23 protein-coding genes are annotated in these 20,641 nt (G+C 73.2%); 12 read left to right on the forward strand and 11 right to left on the reverse strand.

Annotated features, from left to right (window positions below):
• Positions 1 to 191: 191 nt before the first annotated feature.
• A complete protein-coding gene (locus C4T42_RS23530; protein ID WP_103985951.1) occupies positions 192 to 1,520 on the forward strand; it encodes an alpha-amylase family glycosyl hydrolase in 1,329 nt (442 codons plus the stop codon).
• Positions 1,521 to 1,573: 53 nt separating this feature from the next.
• On the opposite strand, the gene C4T42_RS23535 is transcribed toward C4T42_RS23530, so the two are convergent.
• Both C4T42_RS23535 and C4T42_RS23540 read right to left on the reverse strand, forming a co-directional pair.
• The gene (locus C4T42_RS23535) at positions 1,574 to 1,957 is read right to left on the reverse strand and encodes a hypothetical protein (RefSeq protein ID WP_020096299.1); all 384 of its coding nucleotides are present in this window, start codon (positions 1,955 to 1,957) and stop codon (positions 1,574 to 1,576) included.
• A gap of 383 nt (positions 1,958 to 2,340) precedes the next feature.
• Complete coding sequence (locus tag C4T42_RS23540; protein ID WP_234081646.1) at positions 2,341 to 2,760, reverse strand: RNA polymerase subunit sigma-70; 420 nt, start codon at positions 2,758 to 2,760, stop codon at positions 2,341 to 2,343.
• Positions 2,761 to 3,020: 260 nt separating this feature from the next.
• Between C4T42_RS23540 and C4T42_RS23545 the strand changes: the two genes are divergently transcribed.
• From C4T42_RS23545 to C4T42_RS23570, 6 genes are all read left to right on the forward strand, one after another.
• Positions 3,021 to 4,481, forward strand: coding sequence for a helix-turn-helix transcriptional regulator (locus tag C4T42_RS23545; RefSeq protein WP_103985953.1), 1,461 nt, complete (start codon positions 3,021 to 3,023; stop codon positions 4,479 to 4,481).
• Between the two features lie 95 nt (positions 4,482 to 4,576).
• Complete coding sequence (locus C4T42_RS23550) at positions 4,577 to 4,747, forward strand: CsbD family protein (RefSeq protein WP_020096302.1); 171 nt, start codon at positions 4,577 to 4,579, stop codon at positions 4,745 to 4,747.
• Between the two features lie 90 nt (positions 4,748 to 4,837).
• On the forward strand, positions 4,838 to 5,341 hold the full coding sequence (locus tag C4T42_RS23555; protein ID WP_020096303.1) for a CsbD family protein: 504 nt from the start codon (positions 4,838 to 4,840) through the stop codon (positions 5,339 to 5,341).
• 77 nt (positions 5,342 to 5,418) lie between these two features.
• Complete coding sequence (locus C4T42_RS23560; protein ID WP_020096304.1) at positions 5,419 to 6,342, forward strand: hypothetical protein; 924 nt, start codon at positions 5,419 to 5,421, stop codon at positions 6,340 to 6,342.
• 97 nt (positions 6,343 to 6,439) lie between these two features.
• Positions 6,440 to 6,643, forward strand: coding sequence for a CsbD family protein (locus C4T42_RS23565; protein ID WP_020096305.1), 204 nt, complete (start codon positions 6,440 to 6,442; stop codon positions 6,641 to 6,643).
• 79 nt (positions 6,644 to 6,722) lie between these two features.
• On the forward strand, positions 6,723 to 7,118 hold the full coding sequence (locus C4T42_RS23570; RefSeq protein ID WP_020096306.1) for a CsbD family protein: 396 nt from the start codon (positions 6,723 to 6,725) through the stop codon (positions 7,116 to 7,118).
• A 138-nt stretch (positions 7,119 to 7,256) separates the two neighbouring features.
• On the opposite strand, the gene C4T42_RS23575 is transcribed toward C4T42_RS23570, so the two are convergent.
• The 4 genes from C4T42_RS23575 to C4T42_RS23590 form a co-directional block, all read right to left on the reverse strand.
• The gene (locus tag C4T42_RS23575; RefSeq protein ID WP_020096307.1) at positions 7,257 to 7,586 is read right to left on the reverse strand and encodes a DUF6285 domain-containing protein; all 330 of its coding nucleotides are present in this window, start codon (positions 7,584 to 7,586) and stop codon (positions 7,257 to 7,259) included.
• Entirely contained in the window at positions 7,583 to 8,623 is a 1,041-nt protein-coding gene (locus C4T42_RS23580; RefSeq protein WP_020096308.1) for a phosphotransferase family protein, read from the reverse strand. The genes C4T42_RS23575 and C4T42_RS23580 overlap by 4 nt, the downstream gene beginning before the upstream one ends.
• A gap of 17 nt (positions 8,624 to 8,640) precedes the next feature.
• On the reverse strand, positions 8,641 to 9,819 hold the full coding sequence (gene bktB / locus C4T42_RS23585; protein WP_020096309.1) for a beta-ketothiolase BktB: 1,179 nt from the start codon (positions 9,817 to 9,819) through the stop codon (positions 8,641 to 8,643).
• Between the two features lie 138 nt (positions 9,820 to 9,957).
• On the reverse strand, positions 9,958 to 11,163 hold the full coding sequence (locus tag C4T42_RS23590; protein ID WP_020096310.1) for an acyl-CoA dehydrogenase family protein: 1,206 nt from the start codon (positions 11,161 to 11,163) through the stop codon (positions 9,958 to 9,960).
• A 165-nt stretch (positions 11,164 to 11,328) separates the two neighbouring features.
• On the opposite strand from C4T42_RS23590, the gene C4T42_RS23595 reads away from it, so the two are divergent.
• From C4T42_RS23595 to rclC, 4 genes are all read left to right on the forward strand, one after another.
• A complete protein-coding gene (locus tag C4T42_RS23595) occupies positions 11,329 to 12,042 on the forward strand; it encodes a TetR/AcrR family transcriptional regulator (protein WP_051123804.1) in 714 nt (237 codons plus the stop codon).
• Positions 12,043 to 12,128: 86 nt separating this feature from the next.
• Positions 12,129 to 13,112, forward strand: coding sequence for an AraC family transcriptional regulator (locus C4T42_RS23600; protein ID WP_020096312.1), 984 nt, complete (start codon positions 12,129 to 12,131; stop codon positions 13,110 to 13,112).
• Between the two features lie 87 nt (positions 13,113 to 13,199).
• Positions 13,200 to 13,547, forward strand: a complete 348-nt coding sequence (locus tag C4T42_RS23605; RefSeq protein ID WP_020096313.1) for a carboxymuconolactone decarboxylase family protein — start codon at positions 13,200 to 13,202, stop codon at positions 13,545 to 13,547.
• A 36-nt stretch (positions 13,548 to 13,583) separates the two neighbouring features.
• Positions 13,584 to 14,207 (forward strand): reactive chlorine resistance membrane protein RclC, encoded by a 624-nt coding sequence (rclC, locus tag C4T42_RS23610; RefSeq protein WP_020096314.1) that lies wholly within the window; start codon positions 13,584 to 13,586, stop codon positions 14,205 to 14,207.
• A 7-nt stretch (positions 14,208 to 14,214) separates the two neighbouring features.
• Here rclC and gph read toward each other — a convergent pair whose 3' ends face one another.
• Positions 14,215 to 14,913, reverse strand: coding sequence for a phosphoglycolate phosphatase (gene gph / locus C4T42_RS23615; RefSeq protein ID WP_103985954.1), 699 nt, complete (start codon positions 14,911 to 14,913; stop codon positions 14,215 to 14,217).
• Positions 14,914 to 15,033: 120 nt separating this feature from the next.
• Complete coding sequence (locus tag C4T42_RS23620) at positions 15,034 to 15,378, reverse strand: MliC family protein (protein ID WP_020096316.1); 345 nt, start codon at positions 15,376 to 15,378, stop codon at positions 15,034 to 15,036.
• A gap of 446 nt (positions 15,379 to 15,824) precedes the next feature.
• On the opposite strand from C4T42_RS23620, the gene C4T42_RS23625 reads away from it, so the two are divergent.
• On the forward strand, positions 15,825 to 17,744 hold the full coding sequence (locus tag C4T42_RS23625; RefSeq protein ID WP_244603265.1) for an EAL domain-containing protein: 1,920 nt from the start codon (positions 15,825 to 15,827) through the stop codon (positions 17,742 to 17,744).
• A 28-nt stretch (positions 17,745 to 17,772) separates the two neighbouring features.
• Here the strand turns inward: C4T42_RS23625 and C4T42_RS23630 are convergent, their stop codons facing one another.
• The 3 genes from C4T42_RS23630 to C4T42_RS23640 form a co-directional block, all read right to left on the reverse strand.
• Positions 17,773 to 19,344, reverse strand: a complete 1,572-nt coding sequence (locus C4T42_RS23630) for an ABC transporter substrate-binding protein (RefSeq protein ID WP_103985956.1) — start codon at positions 19,342 to 19,344, stop codon at positions 17,773 to 17,775.
• 60 nt (positions 19,345 to 19,404) lie between these two features.
• Positions 19,405 to 20,025 (reverse strand): glutathione S-transferase N-terminal domain-containing protein, encoded by a 621-nt coding sequence (locus C4T42_RS23635; protein ID WP_020096319.1) that lies wholly within the window; start codon positions 20,023 to 20,025, stop codon positions 19,405 to 19,407.
• Between the two features lie 67 nt (positions 20,026 to 20,092).
• A partial coding sequence (locus C4T42_RS23640; RefSeq protein ID WP_280177399.1) for a Holliday junction DNA helicase RuvB C-terminal domain-containing protein occupies positions 20,093 to 20,641 on the reverse strand: 549 nt, incomplete at its 5' end.

Consider the following 20,641-nt stretch of genomic DNA (forward strand, 5'->3'; position numbering starts at 1 on the left):
AGATCTCTTCCCGCCCCGCGCCACCTGCCCGATCCCACATCCCGACCCGTGACCGCGCCCCGCCCCAGATCTTGGTCCGGGCTGCCCGGGGATCCCCCGCCGCGAGCCGAGGCCGCGTCCGGGCCGGCGGCGAGCCTGCAACCATCGCGGCGCGGCAGGGTTCGGTCCCGATCGGAGACGGAGGAGGTCGCGTGGCGTCCTGGATCGAACAGGCAGTCTGGTGGCAGGTCTTTCCCCTCGGCTTCGTCGGAGCCCCCGACGAAGCCGATCCGGCCGCACCGGTCACGCACCGCCTCGCCCACCTGCACGGCTGGCTCGACTACGCGGTCGAGCTCGGCGCGTCCGGGCTGGCGCTCGGGCCGATCTTCGCGGCCTCCACGCACGGCTACGACACGATCGACCATTTCCGCATCGACCCGCGCCTCGGCGACGAGGCCGATTTCGACGCCCTGGTCGCGGCGGCCCGGGCCCGCGGCCTCCGCGTCCTGCTCGACGGCGTGTTCAACCATGTCGGGCGGGCGCACCCGGCCTTCCAGGACGTCCTGCGGCACGGGCCCGAATCCGAGCGGGCCGGCTGGTTCCGGCTGTCCTGGCCGCGGGGCTCCGGCCCGGGCATCGAGCCGGACTACGCCTGCTTCGAGGGACACCGGCAGCTCGTCACGCTCAACCACGACGACCCGCGCGTCGCTGACCACGTCGCCGCCGTCATGGGCCACTGGCTCGCCCGGGGCGCCGACGGCTGGCGGCTGGACGCGGCCTACGCGGTGCCGCCGCGCTTCTGGGCGCGCGTGCTGCGGCAGGTCCGCCTCGCGCATCCGGAGGCCTACATCGTCGGCGAGGTGATCCACGGCGACTACGCCCGCATCGTGCAGGACACCGGCATGGATTCGGTGACCCAGTACGAGCTCTGGAAGGCGATCTGGAGCGCCCTCAACGATCGCAACCTGTTCGAGCTGGCCCACGCCCTGGACCGGCACAACGGCCTTCTCGACAGGTTCGCGCCCCTGACCTTCGTGGGCAACCACGACGTGACGCGCATCGCGAGCCGGCTCACCGACGAGCGGCACCTGCCGCACGCGCTGGCGATCCTGCTGACCTGCGGCGGGACGCCCTCGATCTATGCCGGCGACGAGCAGGCCTTCCGCGGCGTGAAGGAGGAGCGGGTCGGCGGCGACGACGCTATCCGGCCGGCCTTCCCGCCGACGCCCGCGGATCTCGCTCCCTACGGCTGGCCGATCTACCGGCTGCACCGGGACCTGATCGCCCTCCGGCGGCGCCACGCCGGACTCCACCGCGCGCGGGCGCGGGCGCTGCACCTCGCCAACGCGCAGATCGTGCTCGCGCTGGGCGACGGGAGCGCGCGGGTGCTGACGGCCCTGAACCTCGCCGACGCGGACGCGACGCTGCCGGTGCCGGAAGCCCGGGCGATCGAGGCCGGCACCGGCGATCTCGCCGAGGCCGGCAGCACCGGCGCCCGCGTGACCCTTCCGGCCCACGGCTGGGCCGTCCTGACCGTGTGACCGCCGCGCCTCGGCCGGAAAGGGGCCGGAAAGAGGCCGACCGCCCGCTCTCCCTAGCCGGTGCGGCGGGCCGTCCAGCGCCCCGCGCAGGCACCGAGCCCGGACAGCGTCCAGCGGCCGGTCCCGGCGGACCCGCGCAGGCGGCCCGTGACCGAGACGCTGGCCAGCCCCTTGCGGATCGTGCCGGTGATCCGGCCGTCCGGCCCTGCCCGGCCGGAGGCGTCGACGCCGTTGCCGCCGACGTCGTCCACGGTCCCGTCCCGGATCACGATGGGATAGCTGTAGGGCCCCGTGCAGCTCCCGCTCTCCGCGGTGGCGATGACCGACCATGACCCGTCGAACCGGTTGGCCGCGGAGGCTCCCGTCGCGGCGCAGACGGTCGTGCAGGCGGTCAGGATCAGGGCGGGCGCGAGCCGTGCGGCGCGAAGTCGGGTCATCGTCTCCTCAGTGATGGTCTCGGATCTCGGATGGGATTCCTCCGTGCCGGGGGGATCCGTCGCGCGGCACGGCGCGCGGGCGGACCGTCAGTCGGTGCGGTCGCACGACGGAGCGTCGGGAGCCGGAGCACGGGGTGAAAGGGCAACGGGCCGGACGCGCGCCCGGAGCGGCGCGGGCGCCCGGCCTCGCGGCCGTGCCGGACAAGAGGGCCATCCGCCCGGCACAACCTCGGGAAAGGGGCGCGGAACCCGGCGGCGCCCGACGGCGCACGGCGCGTTCCACGACCGCGATATGGGGCCTAACACATTCGTGGGAATGAGATATTTTTACCAGTACGCCGTGTTTCTCACCGGCTCCGCGGGATGCCACGCGCCGACATGTCTCAGCGGGCCATCCCGGCAGACACGCCGTTCCGCGACAGGCCGGTCGGCCCGGCGCGGCCGCCCGCGGGGCGGCTGCGCAGGAACGTGTCGAGCCATGCGGGCATCCCGGTTCCAGGCCGGAACGCCGCCCGGCGCTCCCAGGCCTTCAGGAGGGTGAGCCGGACGAGGTCGTCCCCCTGGACATCGCCCGCGATGGCGTCGCGGGTCAGCATCAGCGCGCGGCGGCGCAGGTCCGGCACGGCGTCGACCAGCGCCGCCCCGAAGCCGACCGGGACCTGCCCCTCGGCCTCCGCGGCGTCCGCGGCCTCCGACAGGCGGTCGAGCAGGCGTCTTAGACGCGAATTTTCCTCAAGTTCTGCAACTTCTGGAAAATTCTCGCGCCGACTCGTACATGATGTCGCACCCGGGGCGGAGATCACGTCCCCGTGTTCCGCGGTCCCCCGCACTAGTCGGTCAATATCCTGCACGGTCGGCATGGCCACGTCTTCTGGGAAGGGGGGCCGAGAGCGCGCGGGAACGGCGTCGCGGCGTTGCGAGCATTTATCTTTGGCTCAAAACGCCCGCGTCAATGGTGCGCGTATACCAGGAAAATAACTTAGATGAGGGAACCGGCTTGTGCGCAACCCGTTTGTGCCCCGCTGCCGACAGGGCAGTGACCGCGTGAAGGGGTGCAGAAGCTGTGACGGCGGGCGTCGACAGGCATGAGCTCCGGCAGATCATCGCCGGCCTGAGCGAGGGCGTGATCCTGGTCGAGCCCGACCAGACCATCGCCTACGCCAACGCGGCCGCCCTGGCGATGCACGGTGCCGAGAGCCTCGACGAGCTCGGCCCAACCGTCGACGCCTATCGCGACCGCTTCTGCCTCCGATACCGCAACCATATCACGCCCAACCAGTACCCGATCGAGCGCGTGATCGCCGGCGAGACCTTCCACGACGTGGTGGTCGAGGTGCGGCGGGCCGACAAGCCCGACATGGACTTCGTGCACTCGCTGCGCAGCCTCGTGGCCACGGACCGCGACGGCAACCCGAGCTGCCTCGCGCTGATCCTGAAGGACGTCTCCGACCAGTTCGAGGCCGAGGAACGGTTCGAGCGCACCTTCAACGCCAACCCGGCCCCGGCCGTGATCACGCGGCTGTCCGACCTGCGCCACGTCAAGGTCAATCACGGCTTCCTGGAGATGACCGGCCACACCCGCGACGCCGTCATCGGCCGCAGCGTCTACGAGGTCGACGTCCTGGCCGGCGCGCGCAACCGCGACCTCGCCGTCGCGCGGCTCAACGCGGGCGGCACGATCCCGCAGATGGAGGCCTGCCTCGACCTGCCCGACGGCGGGAGCCGCTTCGTGATCGTCGCCGGGCAGCCGATCGAGATGGGCGACGAGCCCTGCATGCTGTTCACCTTCGCGGACCTGGAACTGCGCCGGAAGGCCGAGGCCGCCCTGCGCCAGAGCGAGGAGCGCTTCGCCAAGGCGTTCCGGATGACGCCGATCCCGACCGTGCTGGTGCGGGCCGAGGACGGCCAAGTCACGGGCGTGAACGAGGCGTTCAGCCGGGTCTTCGGCCTGGGCGGGGACCGCGTCGTCGGCCGCTCGCTGGAGGAGGCCGGCCTGTGGGTCGCCGAGAAGCAGCGCCTGCAGGTCGAGGCCGCCCTGGAGCGGCAGGGCTACGTGCTGGGTCTCGAGGTGTGCCTGCGCCACGAGAGCGGCGCGAACCTCGACTGCCTGGTCTCGGCCGAGCGGGTCGAGATCAACGAGACGGCCTTCGTTCTGCTGGTGCTGCAGGACATCACCGCGCGCAAGCACTCGGAGCGGGAGCTGTTCGACGCGATCGAGACGGTGATGGCCGACACGTCGTGGTTCAGCCGCGGGCTGATCGAGAAGCTGGCGAACCTGCGCCGGCCGGCCCGGGAGGGCGGCGACGCGGCGGCGCCGAGCCTGACCGTTCGCGAGCGCCAGATCCTCAACCTGATCTGCGCGGGGCTCGGCGACGACGCGATCGCGCGCAAGCTCGGGCTGTCGCGCAACACGGTGCGCAATCACGGCGCCGCCCTGTACCGCAAGATCGGCATCCACAAGCGCAGCGAGGCAGTCGTTTGGGGGCGCGAGAACGGCTTTCCCCTGAACATCTCTGACGGATGAATACCGCCATACTGGTACAACTAAACCATTGATCCGGCGCGCCCGGCGTACATCTTCCGCTCGGCAAGGGTTTTCTCACGCATGACGAGGCGCCCATGACCGAAGACAGGAAGACACCGTCCGCCGAGCACCTCAAGGGCTCGGTGAAGGAGGCCATCGGCAAGCTGACCGGCGATGCCCGGACGGAGACCGAGGGCCGGCGCCAGAAGCGCGACGCGCCCGGATCGAAGGCCGGCTCCGGGCCCGCGGGCTCCGGCCCGCGCTGACGGACGTCACCCGGCGCCTCACGGTGAGGCGCCCCCACCACGAGCGCGATCGCGGAGGCGGTCGCCGACGCGACGACGAAGGAGAACGACATGGTCGATACCAATCGGATCACGGGCGCGGCCCGGGAACTCGGCGGCAAGGTGCAGGGCGCGTTCGGCGACCTGACCGGCTCGCGGCGGGACTCGGTCGAGGGCCGCGCCCGCGAGGCCGCCGGACAGGCCGAGACCCTCTACGGCCAGGCCAAGGACACCGTGCGCGACGCGGCCGACCACGTGGCCGACGCGGCCCGCGACTTCGGTGGTCGGGTTCGCGACGCCGTCGACGATCTCGGGGCCGACGACGTCGAGGCCCGCGCCCGCCGCGCCCAGGGCGCCGCGCAGGACCAGTACGCCCGCGCCGAGCGCGGCGTCCGCCACGCCGCCGAGGAGGCGTACGACTACGCCGAGGACGCCTACGCGCGCGGCAGCCACGCCCTGCGCCGCGGCACCCGCGAGGTCGGCCAGCAGGTCGCCGAGTACCCGCTCGCCGCCCTGCTCATCGCCGGCATCGCGGGCTTCGGCCTCGGCCTGCTCGTCAGCGCCCGCCGCGACTGAGCCGCGTCCCGGCCGCCCCTGGGCCGTCCGGGCCGGCGGCCCCACGAATTTCAGCGATCCACCACCGGAGTGACAGCGTGACCACCATCCAGACCGTTGCAACGCCCCTCGCGCCGGACGCGCACGCCGACACGCGCGCCGTCCTGCTCAACCAAGTCTCCTGGGGCGCCATCTTCGCCGGCGCCGTGACCGCGCTGGTCACCCAGGTGATCATCAACCTCGTCGGCGTCGGCGTCGGGCTGGCCTCGGTCGGCACGACCGCCGCCGACAATCCCTCCGCCTCCACCGTCTCGATGGGTGCGGGCGCGTGGTTCGTCGCCTCGGGCCTCGTCGCCTCGCTGGCCGGCGGCCTCATTGCCGGGCGGCTCTCGGGCAAGGCCCTTCCGGGTGCGGCCGCCCTGCACGGGCTGGTCTCCTGGGCGGTCACCACCCTGGTGGTGCTGTACATGCTGACCTCGGCCGCCAGCGGCCTGGTCGGCGGCACGCTCGGCACCGTCTCGAGCGCGCTCGGCGGCGCCGGCAACCTCGTCGGCGGCACGGTGCAGACCGCCGCCCAGGCGGCGGCGCCGTCGCTGTCGAAGATCTCGAACCCGCTCGACGGCATCGAGGACAAGGTCCGCCAGCAGGCCGCCGGCCAGGACCCGCAGGCCGCCAAGGACGCGGCCGTGGCGGCGGTGAAGGCGGTCCTGACCGGTGACCCGGCCCAGAAGGAGCAGGCCAAGACCCGCGCCGCCGACGCCCTGGCCAAGGCGCAGGGCATCACGCCGGATCAGGCCAAGGCGCAGATCGACGACTACCAGAAGCAGTACGAGCAGGCGGTGGCCAGCGCCAAGCAGAAGGCCGAGGCCGCTGCCGTGACGGCGAAGTCGGCGGCCACGCAGGGCGCGTTCTACGCCGCGCTGGCGCTGATCCTGGGTGCGCTGGCGGCGTATGTCGGCGGCCGGATGGGCGCGCCCAAGCCCGCGACCCTGCTCGGCGCCTACGAGACCCGGCGCGTCTGACACCTCCCTCTGACACCTTCACCGGCCCCCGCGTCGATCGCGGGGGCCACCACCGGCCGGGGAGACCGGCCTCACCAGCGAAGCAGGAGCACACGCGATGAGCAGCACGACCGACAAGATCAAGGGCCTGGCCAACGAGGCGGTGGGCAACGTCAAGCAGGCGGCCGGCAAGGCGACGGGCAACGACAAGCTGGTGGCCGAGGGCAAGGCGCAGGAGCTGAAGGGCGAGGCGCAGAAGACCGTCGGCGACGTCAAGGACGGCGCCAAGTCCGTCGCCGACAAGATCACCGGCAAGCACTGATCCGTCCCGCGGCGCCGGCTCCCCGGCGCCGCCGCCCCCGCCGAGGCGGGGCTCCATTCCCCGACACCAGGAGAGCTGCATGAACCGCGACCAGATCCGCGGCGCGTCCCGCCACCTCAAGGGCCGCGCCCAGACCGCCCTGGGCGGCCTGACCGGTGACCCGGCCCGCCAAGTGCGCGGCGCCGTCAATCAGGTGGCCGGCGGCGCGCAGTACGCCTACGGCCGCGCCCGCGACCGCGCCGAGGACCTCGCGGAGGACCTGGCGGAGGACAGCCGCCATCTGGCCGAGGCCGCCCGGAGGCGGGCCGACCACCTGATCGACGAGGGCCGGGACCGCGCCCGGGACGCGCGCCGCCGCGGCGCCGATTACGGCCGGCAGGCGATCCGCACGGCCGACGCCAACCGCACCAACACCCTGCTGGGCCTGGCCGCCGTCGCTTTCGCGGCGGGATGGCTCGTCCGCCGCACCCGCTGACGGAGGGTTTACCGATGCTGCGCAAGCTCCTGACGGCCTTCATCGTGCCGAAGCTCATCGCCTATCTCGGGCGCCGCTACGACCGGCGCCGGGGCACCGGCCGCACCTACTGACGCCCGGATCCGGAGCCCGGGATCGCTAGCCCGGGGCCTTCCAGATGCCGGCGGCGATCCGTGTCGTCTCGACGAGCGCGGCGTGGAGCGCCGCGTCCCCGTCGCGCCGGCCGGCGCGGAGCGCCGCGACCAGCTCGGCCGGCGATCCGGCGCCGCCCAGCGCCCGCTCCCAGGCCCCGGCCGCCGCGCCGGCCTGCGCGATCTCCCGCATGACCACGCCCATCGCGTTGGCGGCCATCAGCAGGACGTAGCGCTGGCGCCCCGACAGGGCCGGCGCGACCTCGTCGAGGAGGCTCTGCCGGGCGACCGACAGGAGGGCGGCGCCCGCGGGCGCGTCCAGGAAGGATTCGCTCATCGGGCTCCCCACCGCTCGGGCGCGGTCTCGCGCAGGATCGCGGCCTCGAGTTCGGGCACCATCCGGCCGGTCAGCGCCAGCTCCAGCGACGTCTCCTGACCGGAGACGTGGCGGTGGCCCTGCTCCAGGGCGATCACCGCCCAGCGCAGATGCGCCATGACCTCCCAGTAGCGCACCGCCTCCGGCTCGATCGCGCGCCCGCTCTCGGCCTCGTAGCCGCGGTAGAAGGCGGCCCGCGGGGCGATGCCGCCGGCCTCCAGGTCGGGCCGGCCGAAGCGCCAGCAGGCGGCGCAGAACCAGCCGATATCCTGGACCGGGTCGCCCCAGCCGGCGAATTCCCAGTCGAGGATCGCCGTCAGGCCCTCGGCATCGACCATGTAGTTGCCGGTGCGGAAGTCGCGGTGGACCAGGACCGGCCGGGGACAGGGCGGCGCGTGGAGCTCGGCCCAGCGCAGGCCCCATTCGAGGGCCGGGCGCGCGGCGCCGATCCCGTCGAGACTCGCCCGGAGCGCGCGGATCTCGGCCAGGGCCGGCTCCGGCTCGGGCGCGCCGAGGAAGGCGAGGTCGTCCGCCGGGGCGGTGCCCGGGCCGGCCGCCGGCAGGATGCCGTGCGTCCGGGCGAGCTCGCGGCCGAGCCGCTCGGCCAAGGCCGCGCGGTCGCCGCCGAGGCTCGTGTCCTTGACCACCCGCGGCCCCAGCCCGATCCCGGAGACGAGGCCCATCAGCGCGAAGGGCGCCCCGACCACCCCCGGATCCGCGCAGAATCCGACCGGCTCCGGCACCCGCACGCCGGCCGCGAAGGCGGCGCGCAGGATCCGGAACTCCTCCGCCCGCGAGCGGCTCGACGCGATGGTGGCGGCCGCGTCCTTGCGCAGGACGAAGCTCCGGGGCGCGCCGTCGACCCGGCACGACAGCATCCAGTTCTCCTGGATCGAGCCGCCGGTCAGCGGCCGGGCGTCGTCGAGCGCGACCGACCCGGCCTCCAGGGTCCGGCCGATCCAGGCGCAGAGCGCCGTCCTCTGATCCACGTCCAGCATGGTGCCTCAGGGCCGCGTCACGGGACGCGCTCGAGGGCCATGGCGATCCCCTGGCCGCCGCCGATGCACATGGTCACGAGCCCGTAGCGGCCGCCGGTCCGGGCCAGCTCGTAGAGGGCCTTGACGGTGATGATCGCCCCCGTGGCGCCGATCGGGTGGCCGAGGGCGATGGCGCCGCCGTTCGGGTTGACCCTGTCGGGATCGAGGTCGAGGGCGCGGGAGACCGCGCAGGCCTGCGCCGCGAAGGCCTCGTTCGACTCGACGACGGCGAAATCCGCCGCCCGCAGGCCGGTCCGCTCCAGCAGCCGCCGCACCGCCGGCACCGGGCCCATGCCCATCTCGGACGGGTCCACGCCGGCGTGGGCGTAGCCGACGATGCGGGCGAGCGGCGTCGCGCCGTCGCGCGCGGCCCGCGCGGCGCTTGACAGGACGAGGGCCGCCGCGCCGTCGTTCAGCCCCGAGGCGTTGCCGGCCGTGACGCTGCCGGTCTTGGAGAAGGCCGGGCGCAGCTTGGCGAGGTCCTCGGCGGTCGTGGCCTTCGGGTGCTCGTCGGTGTCGAAGGCCACCGTCTCGCGCTTGCGCTGGACCTCGATCGGCAGGATCTGCTCCCGGAACCGGCCCTCGCGGATCGCCCGCGCGGCGCGGGCCTGGCTCTCGGCCGCGAAGGCGTCCTGCGCGTCGCGGGGGACGGCGTAGCGCGCGGCCACGTTCTCGGCGGTGACGCCCATGTGGCCGTTGCCGAACGGGTCGGTCAGCGCGCCGAGCATGTAGTCGACCAGCACGGCGTCGCCCATGCGCGACCCGGTCCGCCCGGTGGTCAGCAGGTGGGGGGCGCGGCTCATGCTCTCGGCGCCGCCGGCCACGGCCGTCTCGGCGTCGCCGAGCAGGATGGACTGCGCGGCCGAGACGATCGCCTGCAGGCCGCTGCCGCAGAGGCGGTTGACCGTCATGGCCGGCACCTCCGCGGGAATCCCGCCCTCCATCGCCGCGACGCGGGCGATGTAGGCGTCCCGGGGCTCGGTCGGGATGACGTTGCCGAGGACCACGTGCCCGACCGTCTCGGGCGCGGTCCCGGCGCGGCGCAGCGCCTCCGCGACGCAGCTTGCGGCGAGGACGGAGGGCGGCGTGCCGGCCAGCGCGCCGCCGAACGTGCCGATCGCGGTGCGCACCGCGCCTGTGATCACGACCTCGGTCATACTCTCGGCTTCCTCTCGGCTTCCCTGTCTGGCTCGGCCTGCCGACGCGCCCCGCGCGGCGGGCGGACGGTGTCGGCCCCGCTCAGGCCCCGACGCTCAGGCCCCGACGCTCAGGCCCCGACGCTCAGGCCCCGACGCTCAGGCCCCGACGTCCCACGACCAGAAGGCGTCGCCCTCGGCCTCGAGATTGCGGTTCAGGACCATCTTGTGGACCTCGTCGGCCCCGTCCACGAGGCGCGCCTGCCGGGCGTAGCGGTAGATCCACTCGAGGGGCGTGTCGGTGGAGTAGCCCCGCGCGCCGTTGATCTGGATCGCCGTGTCGGCGGCCGCGTGCAGGAGGTTGGCCACGTGGACCTTGGCCATCGACACCTCCTTGCGGGCGAAGCTGCCCCGGTCGAGGGCCCAGGCAGCCTTCATCACCAGGAGGCGGCCGATCTCGATCCGCATCGCGAGGTCGCCCAGCATCAGCTGAATGCTCTCCCGGTCGGCCAGCCGGATCCCGAAGCCGTGCCGCTCGGCCGCGTAGGCCCGGGCGATCTCGACGCAGCGCTTCGACAGGCCGAGCCAGCGCATGCAGTGGGTCAGCCGCGCCGGCCCGAGGCGGATCTGGGTGAGCTTCAGGCCGTCGCCCTCGTTCATCAGGACGTTCTCGGCCGGGATCTCCAGGCCCTCGAACAGCAGCTCGCAATGGCCGCCGTGCTCCTCCGGCCCCATGATCGGGATGCGGCGCAGGATCCGCCAGCCGGGCTGGTCCCTGTGGAACAGGAAGGCGGTCAGCCCTTTCCGCGCGTCGTCGGAGGTGCGCGCCATCAGGATGAAGTGCTCGGCCTCCTCGGCGCCGGTGATGTACCACTTGCGGCCGGTGACCACGTAGCCGTCGCCCCGCCGCTCGGCCCGGGTCTGGATCATGCCGGGATCGGAGCCGCCGCCGGGATGCGGCTCGGTCATGGCGAAGGCCGAGCGGACCCGCCCCTCCACGATCGGCGCGAGCCAGCGCGCCTTCTGGTCCGGGGTCGCGACCTTCTCCAGCACCATCATGTTGCCGTCGTCGGGCGCGGCCGAGTTGAACACGACCGGGCCGAAGATCGAGCGGTTCATGGCCTCGTAGCAGACCGCCATGCCGACCTTGTCGAGCCCGGCGCCGCCGGTCTCGGGCCGCAATTGCAGGCACCACAGGCCCTCTGCGCGGGCGAGGCCGCGCAGCCGCGTCAGCTCGGCGAGGCTGATGTTGCCGTGGCCGTCATAGGCGGCCGGATCGGCCTCGAGCGGCAAGATGTGCGCGTCCACGAAGGCCGCGATCCGGGCGCGGTAATCCTCGACGCGCGGGGAGATGGTGAAATCCACGGGCCCACCTCCTGGGTCGGTGCCGACGACGAAAATCGAGCGAGCGCTCGCTTTTTATCGCCTGGATTCGCGCCTGGCAACGGGCTAGACCTCGGGAGCCGCTCCCGGTCGTGGCCACCGCGGGCTGGCGCGACGACGAAACGACGACGGCGCGACGATGGATCGATGAGCCCCGCAGACGCTCTTCCGGCGAACTTTCCGGCACACCTTCCGGTGAAGGACGCCTACGCCACCGAGGCGATCTGCGCGCGGATCCTGGCGCGGCACCGGGACCGGATCAGCGTCCGGAAGGACCATGTCGCCGTCGCCAACCTCGCGCGGATCATCGAGGCGGTGCTGAAGCTGTCGAGCCGGCAGGGCTTCCACGAGACGAGCCTGCGCGACCTCGCCCGGGCCTCGGGGCTCAGCATGGGCGGGCTCTACTCGTACTTCGACAACAAGAACACGCTGCTGGTCATGATCCTCACCGAGGTGGCCGAGACGGCCGAGGCGGTCCTGCGGCAGGCCCCGGCGGGGCTCGCGGCGGATCCGGCCGCGCATCTGCGCTGGCTGATCGAGACCCATATCCGCCTGACCGAGGCGATGCAGCCCTGGTTCGTCTTCGCCTTCATGGAGGCGAAGGGCTTCCCGGCCCCCGCCCGGACGATGGCGACGGAGAGCGAGGCCGCCACGGAGCGCATCTTCGCCGAAGTCCTCGCCCGCGGCGCGGCGGCGGGCGTCTTCGCGGTCGCCGACGTCGACCTCACCGCCGCGCTGATCAAGCCGCTCCTGCAGGACTGGTACGTGAAGCGGGCCAAGCACCGGAAGCGCGGGATCCCGATCCAGCGCTACATCGCCGGCGTGACCGCCTTCGTCGAGAAGGCCATCGCGGCGGGCTGAACCGGCGCGGCGGACGAACACCCCCTGGTCGGGGCCGCCGCGCGCCCTTATGCCGGGCCCGGAGGGCATTCCGGAGCGCGGGGAGCATGGCCGGACCGATCGGGCGCCGCGCGGACGCACACGGAACCGCCGGAATCGACGATCCGCTGAGCGGCCTCGCGCCGCTGCTGCGCGTGCGGCCGCACCTGGACGACGTCTGCCGGTTCGGCGGCGCCTGGGCCGCCCCGCACGCGCCGGAGCCGACGCGGCAGGCCTATTTCCACCTCGTGACGCGCGGCCGCGCCACGCTGCGGCGGCCTGGGGGCGCGCCGCTGCAGGTCGCGGCCGGGGACATCCTGCTCCTGCCGCGCGGCGACGCGCACCTGTTCCACGGCGCGGGGCCGCCGCCGTCGACGCCCCTGCCCGTCGCGGTCCGCCACGCGCACGATCTGCGGTTCAAGACCACCGTCGGGGCCGAGCCGGACGTCGAGCTGATCTGCGGCCGCCTGGCCTTCGAGGCGGCGCCCCAGACCCTGATCGTGACCGCCCTGCCCGACCTCCTCGTCCTGAGCGTCGGCACCGAGCCCCTGGCCACCCGCTTCGCGCCGCTCCTGGCGGGCATCCGCGAGGAGCTGAACGACCTCCGCGCCGGGTCGGTCGCGGTCGCCGAGAACCTCGCGAGCGCGCTGTTCATGATGATGCTCCGCGCGCATCTCGAGGCGTCGGCCCCGGCCGAGGGCCTGCTGCGCCTCCTGGGGCAGCCGCTCACCGCCCGGGCGGTGCTCGCGATGGTGCGCGACCCGGTGCATCCCTGGACGCTGGACGAACTGGCCGCGACGGCCGCCGCGTCGCGGGCGAGCCTCGTGCGCGCCTTCCGTGGGGCGGCGGGCGTCGCCCCGCTGGAATTCCTCACCGACCTGCGGCTCGGGCTCGCCCATCACCGCCTGCGCACCGAGACGGTCCCGCTGGACCGTCTCGCCGCGGAGGTCGGCTACCAGTCCGCGCCCGCCCTCAGCCGGGCGTTCCTGCGCAAGTACGGGATCCGCCCCGGACAGGCGCGGCAGGCCGAGGCGCCCCCGCAGGCGGTTTGATCCGCCCGGTCATCGGCCTGCGCCGCGCGGTCATCGAGGGCGCGGCCGGCCCCGACTACCTTCCTCGTCATCACGAAGGAGGTCGTCATGCACATGATCGATTGGAACAGCTACCGCCAGCAGGTCACCGCCGGCGTCGGACACTTCGCCAAGCTCAGCCCCGACACGGTGCGGGGCTACGGCACCCTCAGCACGGCGGGCCAGAAGACCGGCCAGCTCGACGCCAAGACCCGTGAGCTGATCGCGGTGGCGGTGGCGATCTCCCTGCGCTGCGACGGCTGTATCACGGTCCACACCGACGCCGCCCGCAAGCTCGGCGCCACCGAGGCCGAGCTGGCCGAGGCCCTCGGGGTCGCCACCAGCCTCAATGCCGGTGCCGCGGTCGTCTACGCGACCCGCGCGCTCGACGCCTTCGCGGCCTCCGCCGAGGCGTAGCCCCTCCCCCCATCCGATTGAGCAAGGAATCGTGCCATGAACACGCAGGTTCGCCGCGTCCTCGGCCTCGTCTCCGGGCCGGGCTCGAACCGCCTCGGCCTCCAGGCCATGCGGGTCGCCATCGCGGTCATCTTCCTCTGGATCGGCGCGCTCAAGTTCGTGCCCTACGAGGCCGACAGCATCACGCCCTTCGTCGCCAACAGCCCGGTGATGGCGTTCTTCTACGCCCACCCCGACCAGTACGCGCAGCACCTCACCCACGAGGGCGAGCTCAACCTCGCCGCCCGCGCGTGGCAGACGGCCAACCACACCTACGCGTTCTCCCGCGGACTCGGCACGGTCGAGCTGCTGATCGGCCTGCTCGTCCTCGTCGGGCTGGCGTCGCGGCGGCTGGGTCTGGCCGGCGCGGTGCTGGCCTTCCTCACCCCGGTGGTGACCCTGTCGTTCCTCGTGACCACCCCCGAGGCCTGGGTCGCCGCGCTCGGCGACGCCGAGCACGGCTTCCCCTACCTCTCGGGTGCCGGGCGCCTCGTCCTCAAGGACGTCACCCTCATGGCCGGCGCGTGGCTCGTCCTCGCCGACAGCGCCCGCGCCGTCCTCGAGCGGCAGGCCCGGGCGCCGGGCGCCCCCGCCCGCCTCGACCTCGCGGCAAGCCGCTAGGAGTCCCCTAGGAGGCCGGGGTGCCGCCCGCGGGCAGCGCCCCGATCATCGCCCGCAGGCCGCCGATGTCGTCGAGGACGGCGTCGGCGGTCCGCGCGTCGTCCGGGCGCCCGTAGCCGTAGCGGGCCAGGATGGCGGCGGTGCCGGCGGCGCGGGCGGCCGCGATATCGTGGTGCATGTCGCCGACCATGACGGCCCGCCCGGGCTCGACCCGCAGGCGACGCAGGGCCTCCCGCAGCGGCGCGGGATCGGGCTTGCGCTCGGGCAGCGTGTCGCCGCCCACGACCGTGTCGATCAGCGGCGCCAGCCCCACCGCGTCGAGGATCAGGCCGGTGGCGCGGGCCGGCTTGTTGGTGACGATCGCCAGCGCGTAGCCCGCCGCCCGGAGGTCGCGGACCGCCGCGGCGGCGTTGGGGAACAGGGCGGTACCGGCGGCCGCGAGCGGCTCGTACACGGCCAGGAAGGCCGGCAGCAGGTCCGGCGCCCGCTCCGGATCGCCGCCCGAGGCCCGCAGGGCGCGCCGCAGCAGCGCCACCGCGCCGTCGCCCACCATGGCCCGCATCGCGGCGGTCCCGACCGGCGGCAGGCCCTCCCGCGCCAGGGTGGCGTTCAGGGCCGTCCGGAGATCGGCCAGGCTGTCGACGAGGGTGCCGTCGAAGTCGAGGAGGACGGCGTCGAAGCGCGACGGGGGCGCGGGCGCGGGCAAGGAACGTCTCCGCGTCGCGGGCGACGCGCGGCGGGACGCCGACGCCTCAATCTCCGGGACGGGCGGTTCCTAGCGGGTCCGGCGCTGCCGGGCCAGGGTCCGGCACGCGCCCCGAGCAGCCTAGCGCGGCTTGGCGTCGGCCGGCGTCCGGTCGGTGCAGGTGACCGGCGTGCCGGCGCCGTCGGTCCACGTGACCGACCGCCCCTTGCCCCGCAGCTCGTGCGTGGCGTCGGCGTAGCGGAACCCCGACCCGCTCAGCTGCACCGGCAGGGTGACGGCGGCGCCGTTGTCCGGCCGGACAACCGCCCGCTCCGGCCCCGCGGCGTTCAGGAAGGTGACGGCCAGCGTCCGACCGTTCGGACAGGCGAAGGTCACGTCGATCGTCTCGGCCTGCGCGGGCGCGGCGGCCACGAGCAGCCCGCCGACGAGGATCGCCAGCCGGGCGACGTGGACACGGATTCTCATCGGCCTCTCCTGAGCCCCGCGGCCGCGGCCGCGACGACGATCATCGCCGGGATGTCCTGTCCGGGCAATCGGCGCCGACGGCACGCGAGGCGGCCGACCGACCCCCATCCACCAGTCCCTGGAAGAGCAGATGGAGCAGCGAGGCAATTGTACGATCCTCGATACAAGTCGAACCGGGTCACTTCCCGCTCAACTTGGGACGGAATCGGTAAATCGTCGGCTCGCCCGCCCGGCGGATTGTCTCCCGAGCGCCGCGATGCGGCGCTCGGGCGCGGGGAATAGAGCCGTGGACGACCGCCGTGACAGCTCGCGGCTTAAATATCTCTTTAATGTTAGGAGTATAATAATACGGCAATCTCTCAGACGCAGCTTCGATGAACCGTCCGAAATATCCTTTCTCGATATTGATCGGGAGGTCGACCGCATCCGCCCCGGGTCTGACGGCCATGCGTCAGCTCGCGGAACTGCAGAAGCATATCCCGTCCCTCTACGGACTGCTCTCGGTCAATGCCGGCGCCCTCGCGGTGACGCATTACGGTCTGGCGCCCGCCTACCTGACCCTCGGCATCCCGGGGACCGTGATCGCGCTGTGCCTCCTGCGCGCGATCCACTGGTGGCGCTTGAGGCCCGAGACCCTGAACGAGGCGCAGGCCGCCCGCCACCTGCGGCGAACGACGGTGCTCACGGTCTTCTTCTCCGTCGCCTTCGTGATCTGGGCGATGGTCCTGAACACGTTCGGCGGCCCCTACGAGCAGGGCCACGTCGCGATCTTCGTGGCCGTCACGGTGATCGCCTGCATCTTCTGCCTGACCTACCTGCCGCTGGCGGCCTTCCTGGTCACCGGCATCGTCATGGGCGTGTTCCTGTTCTGCTGCGTGACGAGCGGGAACCACGTGTTCCTCGCCATCGCGGCCAATACGGCCTTCGTCACGGCCGTGATGGTCCGCATCCTCAACACCAACTACCGGGCCTTCGTCGCCCTCGTCGCGTCCCAGGCCGTGGCGAGCCGGCTCTCAGAGGAGAACGCGCGCCTCGCCCAGACCGACAGCCTGACCGGCCTCCCCAACCGGCGCTACTTCTTCCAGAAGCTCGACGAGGCGCTCCGGTCGTCCTCCGGGGCGGACATGGCCTTCGCCCTGGCGATCTTCGACCTCGACCGGTTCAAGCCGATCAACGACACCTACGGGCACAATGTCGGCGATCGCGTCCTGGCGGAGGCCGGCCGGCGCCTCGCGGCCTTCGCGGGGGCGGACGTGGTGGTGACGCGGCTGGGGGGCGACGAGTTCGGCGTGATCCTGCGCGCGCCGGCTTCGGCCGCAGCGGCGCTTGCCTTCTGCGACGGCGTCTGCACGGCGCTGCAGCGGCCGATCCGGATCGGCGACATCCAGGTCGTCACCGGCTGCTCGGGCGGGCTCGCCCTGCCCTGCCGGGTCTCGCACGACGCCGACGCCCTGTTCGACCGCGCCGATTACGCGCTCTACCACTCCAAGGAGCAGCGGCGCGGCGCGACGACCCTGTTCTCGCAGGAGCACAAGGACGCGATCCGCGCCGAGCAGGCGGTGGAGACGGCCTTGCGGACGGCGGACCTCGCCGCCGAGATGGTGCTGCACTACCAGCCGGTCCTCGACCTCGCCACGGGGCGGACCGCCTTCGTGGAGGGTCTGGCGCGCTGGACGAGCCCGACGCTGGGCCGCGTCGCGCCGGACCGGTTCATCGCGGCCGCCGAGCGCGGCGGCATGATCCACACGGTGACGCTGCTGCTCCTGCGCAAGGCGCTCGCCGACTGCGCGCAGCTCCCGCCCGGGACCGGCCTGTCCTTCAACCTGTCCGCCCACGACCTCGCCTCGCCCGAGACCGTCCTGTCGATCCTGGCGGCGGTGCGGGGCAGCGGCATCGACCCGCGCCGCCTGACGCTCGAGCTGACCGAGACCGCCCTGATGCGCGACTTCGACCACGCCAAGGCGGCCATCACCACCCTGCGCAGCCTGGGCATCAAGATCGCGCTCGACGATTTCGGGACCGGCTATTCCAGCCTGGGCTACGTCCACCGCCTGCCGCTGGACAAGATCAAGATCGACCGCGGCTTCATGGCCGACATCGACACCGACCGGGGCTGCAGCCTCGTCTCCACGATCCTGGACCTGTGCCGCAACCTCGGCCTCGACGGGATCGTCGAGGGGATCGAGACGGAGGCGCAGCTCGACGTGGCGCGGCGGCACGGCAGCCGCTACGCCCAGGGCTACCACATCGGCCGCCCGATGCCCCTCGGCGACCTGCTGGAGCGGCTGGAGCGCGAGGGCGCGGCGGAAGCGAAGGTAGCGGCAGAGGCAGAGGCAGAGGCCGGCACGGTGCGCCGGAGGGCCTGAGGCGGCACCGGCGCGAGGCGGAGCCGCCTCAGGCGCGCCGGAGGTTCCAGAGGATCGGGAAGCCCGGGAGGCGGCCCGTGAGGTCGCGCCGGTAGGACGTCATCGAACGGTAGGAGCCGACCGGCACGAACACGACCTCCTCGAGGGCGATCCGCTGCATGTCGGCGCAGATCGCCCGGCGCGCCTCCGCGTCGGGGGCCGCGAACCACGCGGTCCGGAGCGCCTCCAGCCGCGGCACCGACGGCCAGCCGAACCACGCGTTCGGCCCGCTGGCCCGGAGCGGCTGCAGGGCGGCGGGGTCGGCGTTGTCGAAGGACGAGAAGGTGGTGAGCAGCACCGACCAGCCGCCCTTCTCGACGGGCTCGCGGGAGACGCGCCGCTGGATCACCGTGCCCCAGTCGCTCAGGGCCAGGTCGACGTTGAAGCCGATCCGGGGGAGCAGGTCGGCCGCGACCTGGGTCAGCGCCGCGGGCGCCAGCAGGTCCGTGGGGCCGATGAGCCGGATCTTCGCGCCGTCGTAGCCCGAGTCCCTGAGCGCCGCGCGGGCCGCCTCTAGGCTGCGCGGCCCGGTGAGCGCCTCCAGGCCGACCTGGCTCGCCATCGGTGTGCCGGGCGTGAAGATCCCGCAGCGGTCGTCGTAGGCCCCGGGATCGTCGCCGACGATCGCCGCCATGAAGTCGCTCTGGACGATCGCCGGCAGCACCGCCCGGCGCACCGCGACGTCGTCGAAGGGCGGCTGCAGGTGGTTCATCCGCAGGATCGCCGGGTTGGTGAGCCGGTCGAGGCCCTCCACCACGATGTCGCGGTTGCGGGCGAGCAGCTGCTGGAGTTCGGGCGGCGGCTGCTCGTACCAGTCGATCTCGCCGTTCTGCAGGGCCGCCGCCGCGGTGGCGCCGTCGGCGATGATCCGCCACTCGATCCGGTCGAAATGGGCGACCTTGCCGCCCGCCGTCAGGCTCGGCGTCCCGGGCGCCGGCACGTAACCGGGGTGGCGCTCGTAGACCATCAGGCTGCCCGAGTTGAACTCGTCGGCCTTCCAGCGGAACGGCCCGGAGCCGGTGGCGTCGGTGATCTGCTTGAACGGATCGGTTTGGGCGATCCGCTCGGGCATGACGAAGGCCGGCTGGCTGACGCTCGCCAGCGCCTGGGGCAGGAGCGGGAACGGCGCCTTCAGGCGGAACACGATATCGGTGTCGCCGTCGTGGGCGAGTTCGTCGGTGGCGGCCATCAGGGTCTGGCCGAAGCCGTTGCGCGCCGCCCAGCGCCGGATGCTGGCGACGCAGTCCCGCGCCAGGACCGGCGTGCCGTCGTGGAAGCGCAGGCCCGCGCGCAGGGGGATCGTCACCCTGCGCCCGTCCTGCTCGACCTTGAGGCCGGCCGCCATCTGCGGCTGCGGCCGCAGGTCGGCGTCGAGGCCGAACAGCGTGTCGTAGACCACGTAGGCGTGGTTGCGGGTCACGATCGCAGTCGTCCAGATCGGATCGATGGAGGTGACGTTCGCCTGGGGGACCATGCGCAGGACCCGGGCGCCCTGCGCCCGCCCGACGGAGGGGGCCGCCAGGGCCGCGGCCCCCGCGGCCAGGAAGGTGCGTCGCCTCATCGTCACTCCCCGAACGGTGGATTCCGGCGTCGCAAGCGCCGGACCAGGGGGCGCCCCGCCTCAGCTCAGCGGGACGGCGAAGCCCCGCTGCACGGCGGGGCGCTCCATCATCCGGTCGTACCAGCGCCGGACCTGCGGGTAATCGGCGAGGTCGACCTGGTGGCGCTCGTGGCGCCACGCCCAGCCGAGGATCGCGAAATCCGCCACCGAGAGCGGCCCCGCGACGTACGCGACCTGCGCGAGGCGCCGGTCCAGCACGCCGTAGAGCCGGTGCGTCTCCTTGCTGTAGCGGGCGAGCCCGTAGGCGCGGTCGGCCTCCGCGACGGACAGGAAGTGGTGGACCTGGCCGGGCATCGGCCCGAAGCCGCCCATCTGCCACATCAGCCATTCCAGGGCGGCGACGCGCTGCCGCCGGTCCTCGGGCAGGAAGCGGCCGGTCTTCTCGGCGAGGTAGAGCAGGATCGCCCCGGACTCGAACACCGGGATCGGGGACCCGTCCGGCCCGTCCGGATCGACGATGGCGGGGATGCGGTTGTTCGGGCTGATCGCCAGGAAGTCCGGCGCGTGCTGCGCCCCTTGCGTGATGTCGACCGGGATGACCCGGTAGGGCAGCGCCATCTCCTCCAGCGCCACGCTGATCTTCCGGCCGTTGGGGGTGTTCCAGGCGTAGAGATCGATCATCGCGGGCGCCTCCGCTGTGCCGAGGGAAGCTAGGGCCCGTGACGGGATCCGGCAATTCGGCCGGCGCTCAGGCGGCGACCGGGGCCGGCTCCGGCTCCGGCAGGCCGAGATGCCGGTAGGCGTGTCGGGTGAGGACGCGTCCGCGGGGTGTGCGCTGCACGAAGCCGCGCTGGATCAGGTAGGGCTCGATGATGTCCTCGATCGCGTCCCGCGGCTCCGACAGCGCCGCCCCGATCGTCTCGATCCCCACGGGCCCGCCCCCGAACGAGCGCGCGATCAGGCTCAGGTACTTGCGGTCCATCACGTCGAGACCCGCCCCGTCCACGTCCAAGAGCTGCAGCGCCCGGTCGGCGATCGCCCGCGTCACCGTCTCGGCCTCCGCCACCACCGCGAAGTCCCGCACCCGCCGCAAGAGCCGCCCCGCGATCCGCGGCGTGCCCCGCGCCCGACGGGCGATCTCGTTGGCGCCCTCCGCCGACATGCCCAGACCCAGCACCCGCGCGCCGCGCGCCACGATCTGCTCCAGCTCGTCGATCTCGTAGAACTCCAGGCGGATCGGGATGCCGAACCGGTCGCGCAGCGGCGTCGTCAGCAGCCCCGCCCGCGTCGTGGCGCC

Source organism: Methylobacterium sp. 190mf (assembly GCF_900107945.1).
Taxonomy (GTDB): Bacteria; Pseudomonadota; Alphaproteobacteria; order Rhizobiales; family Beijerinckiaceae; genus Methylobacterium.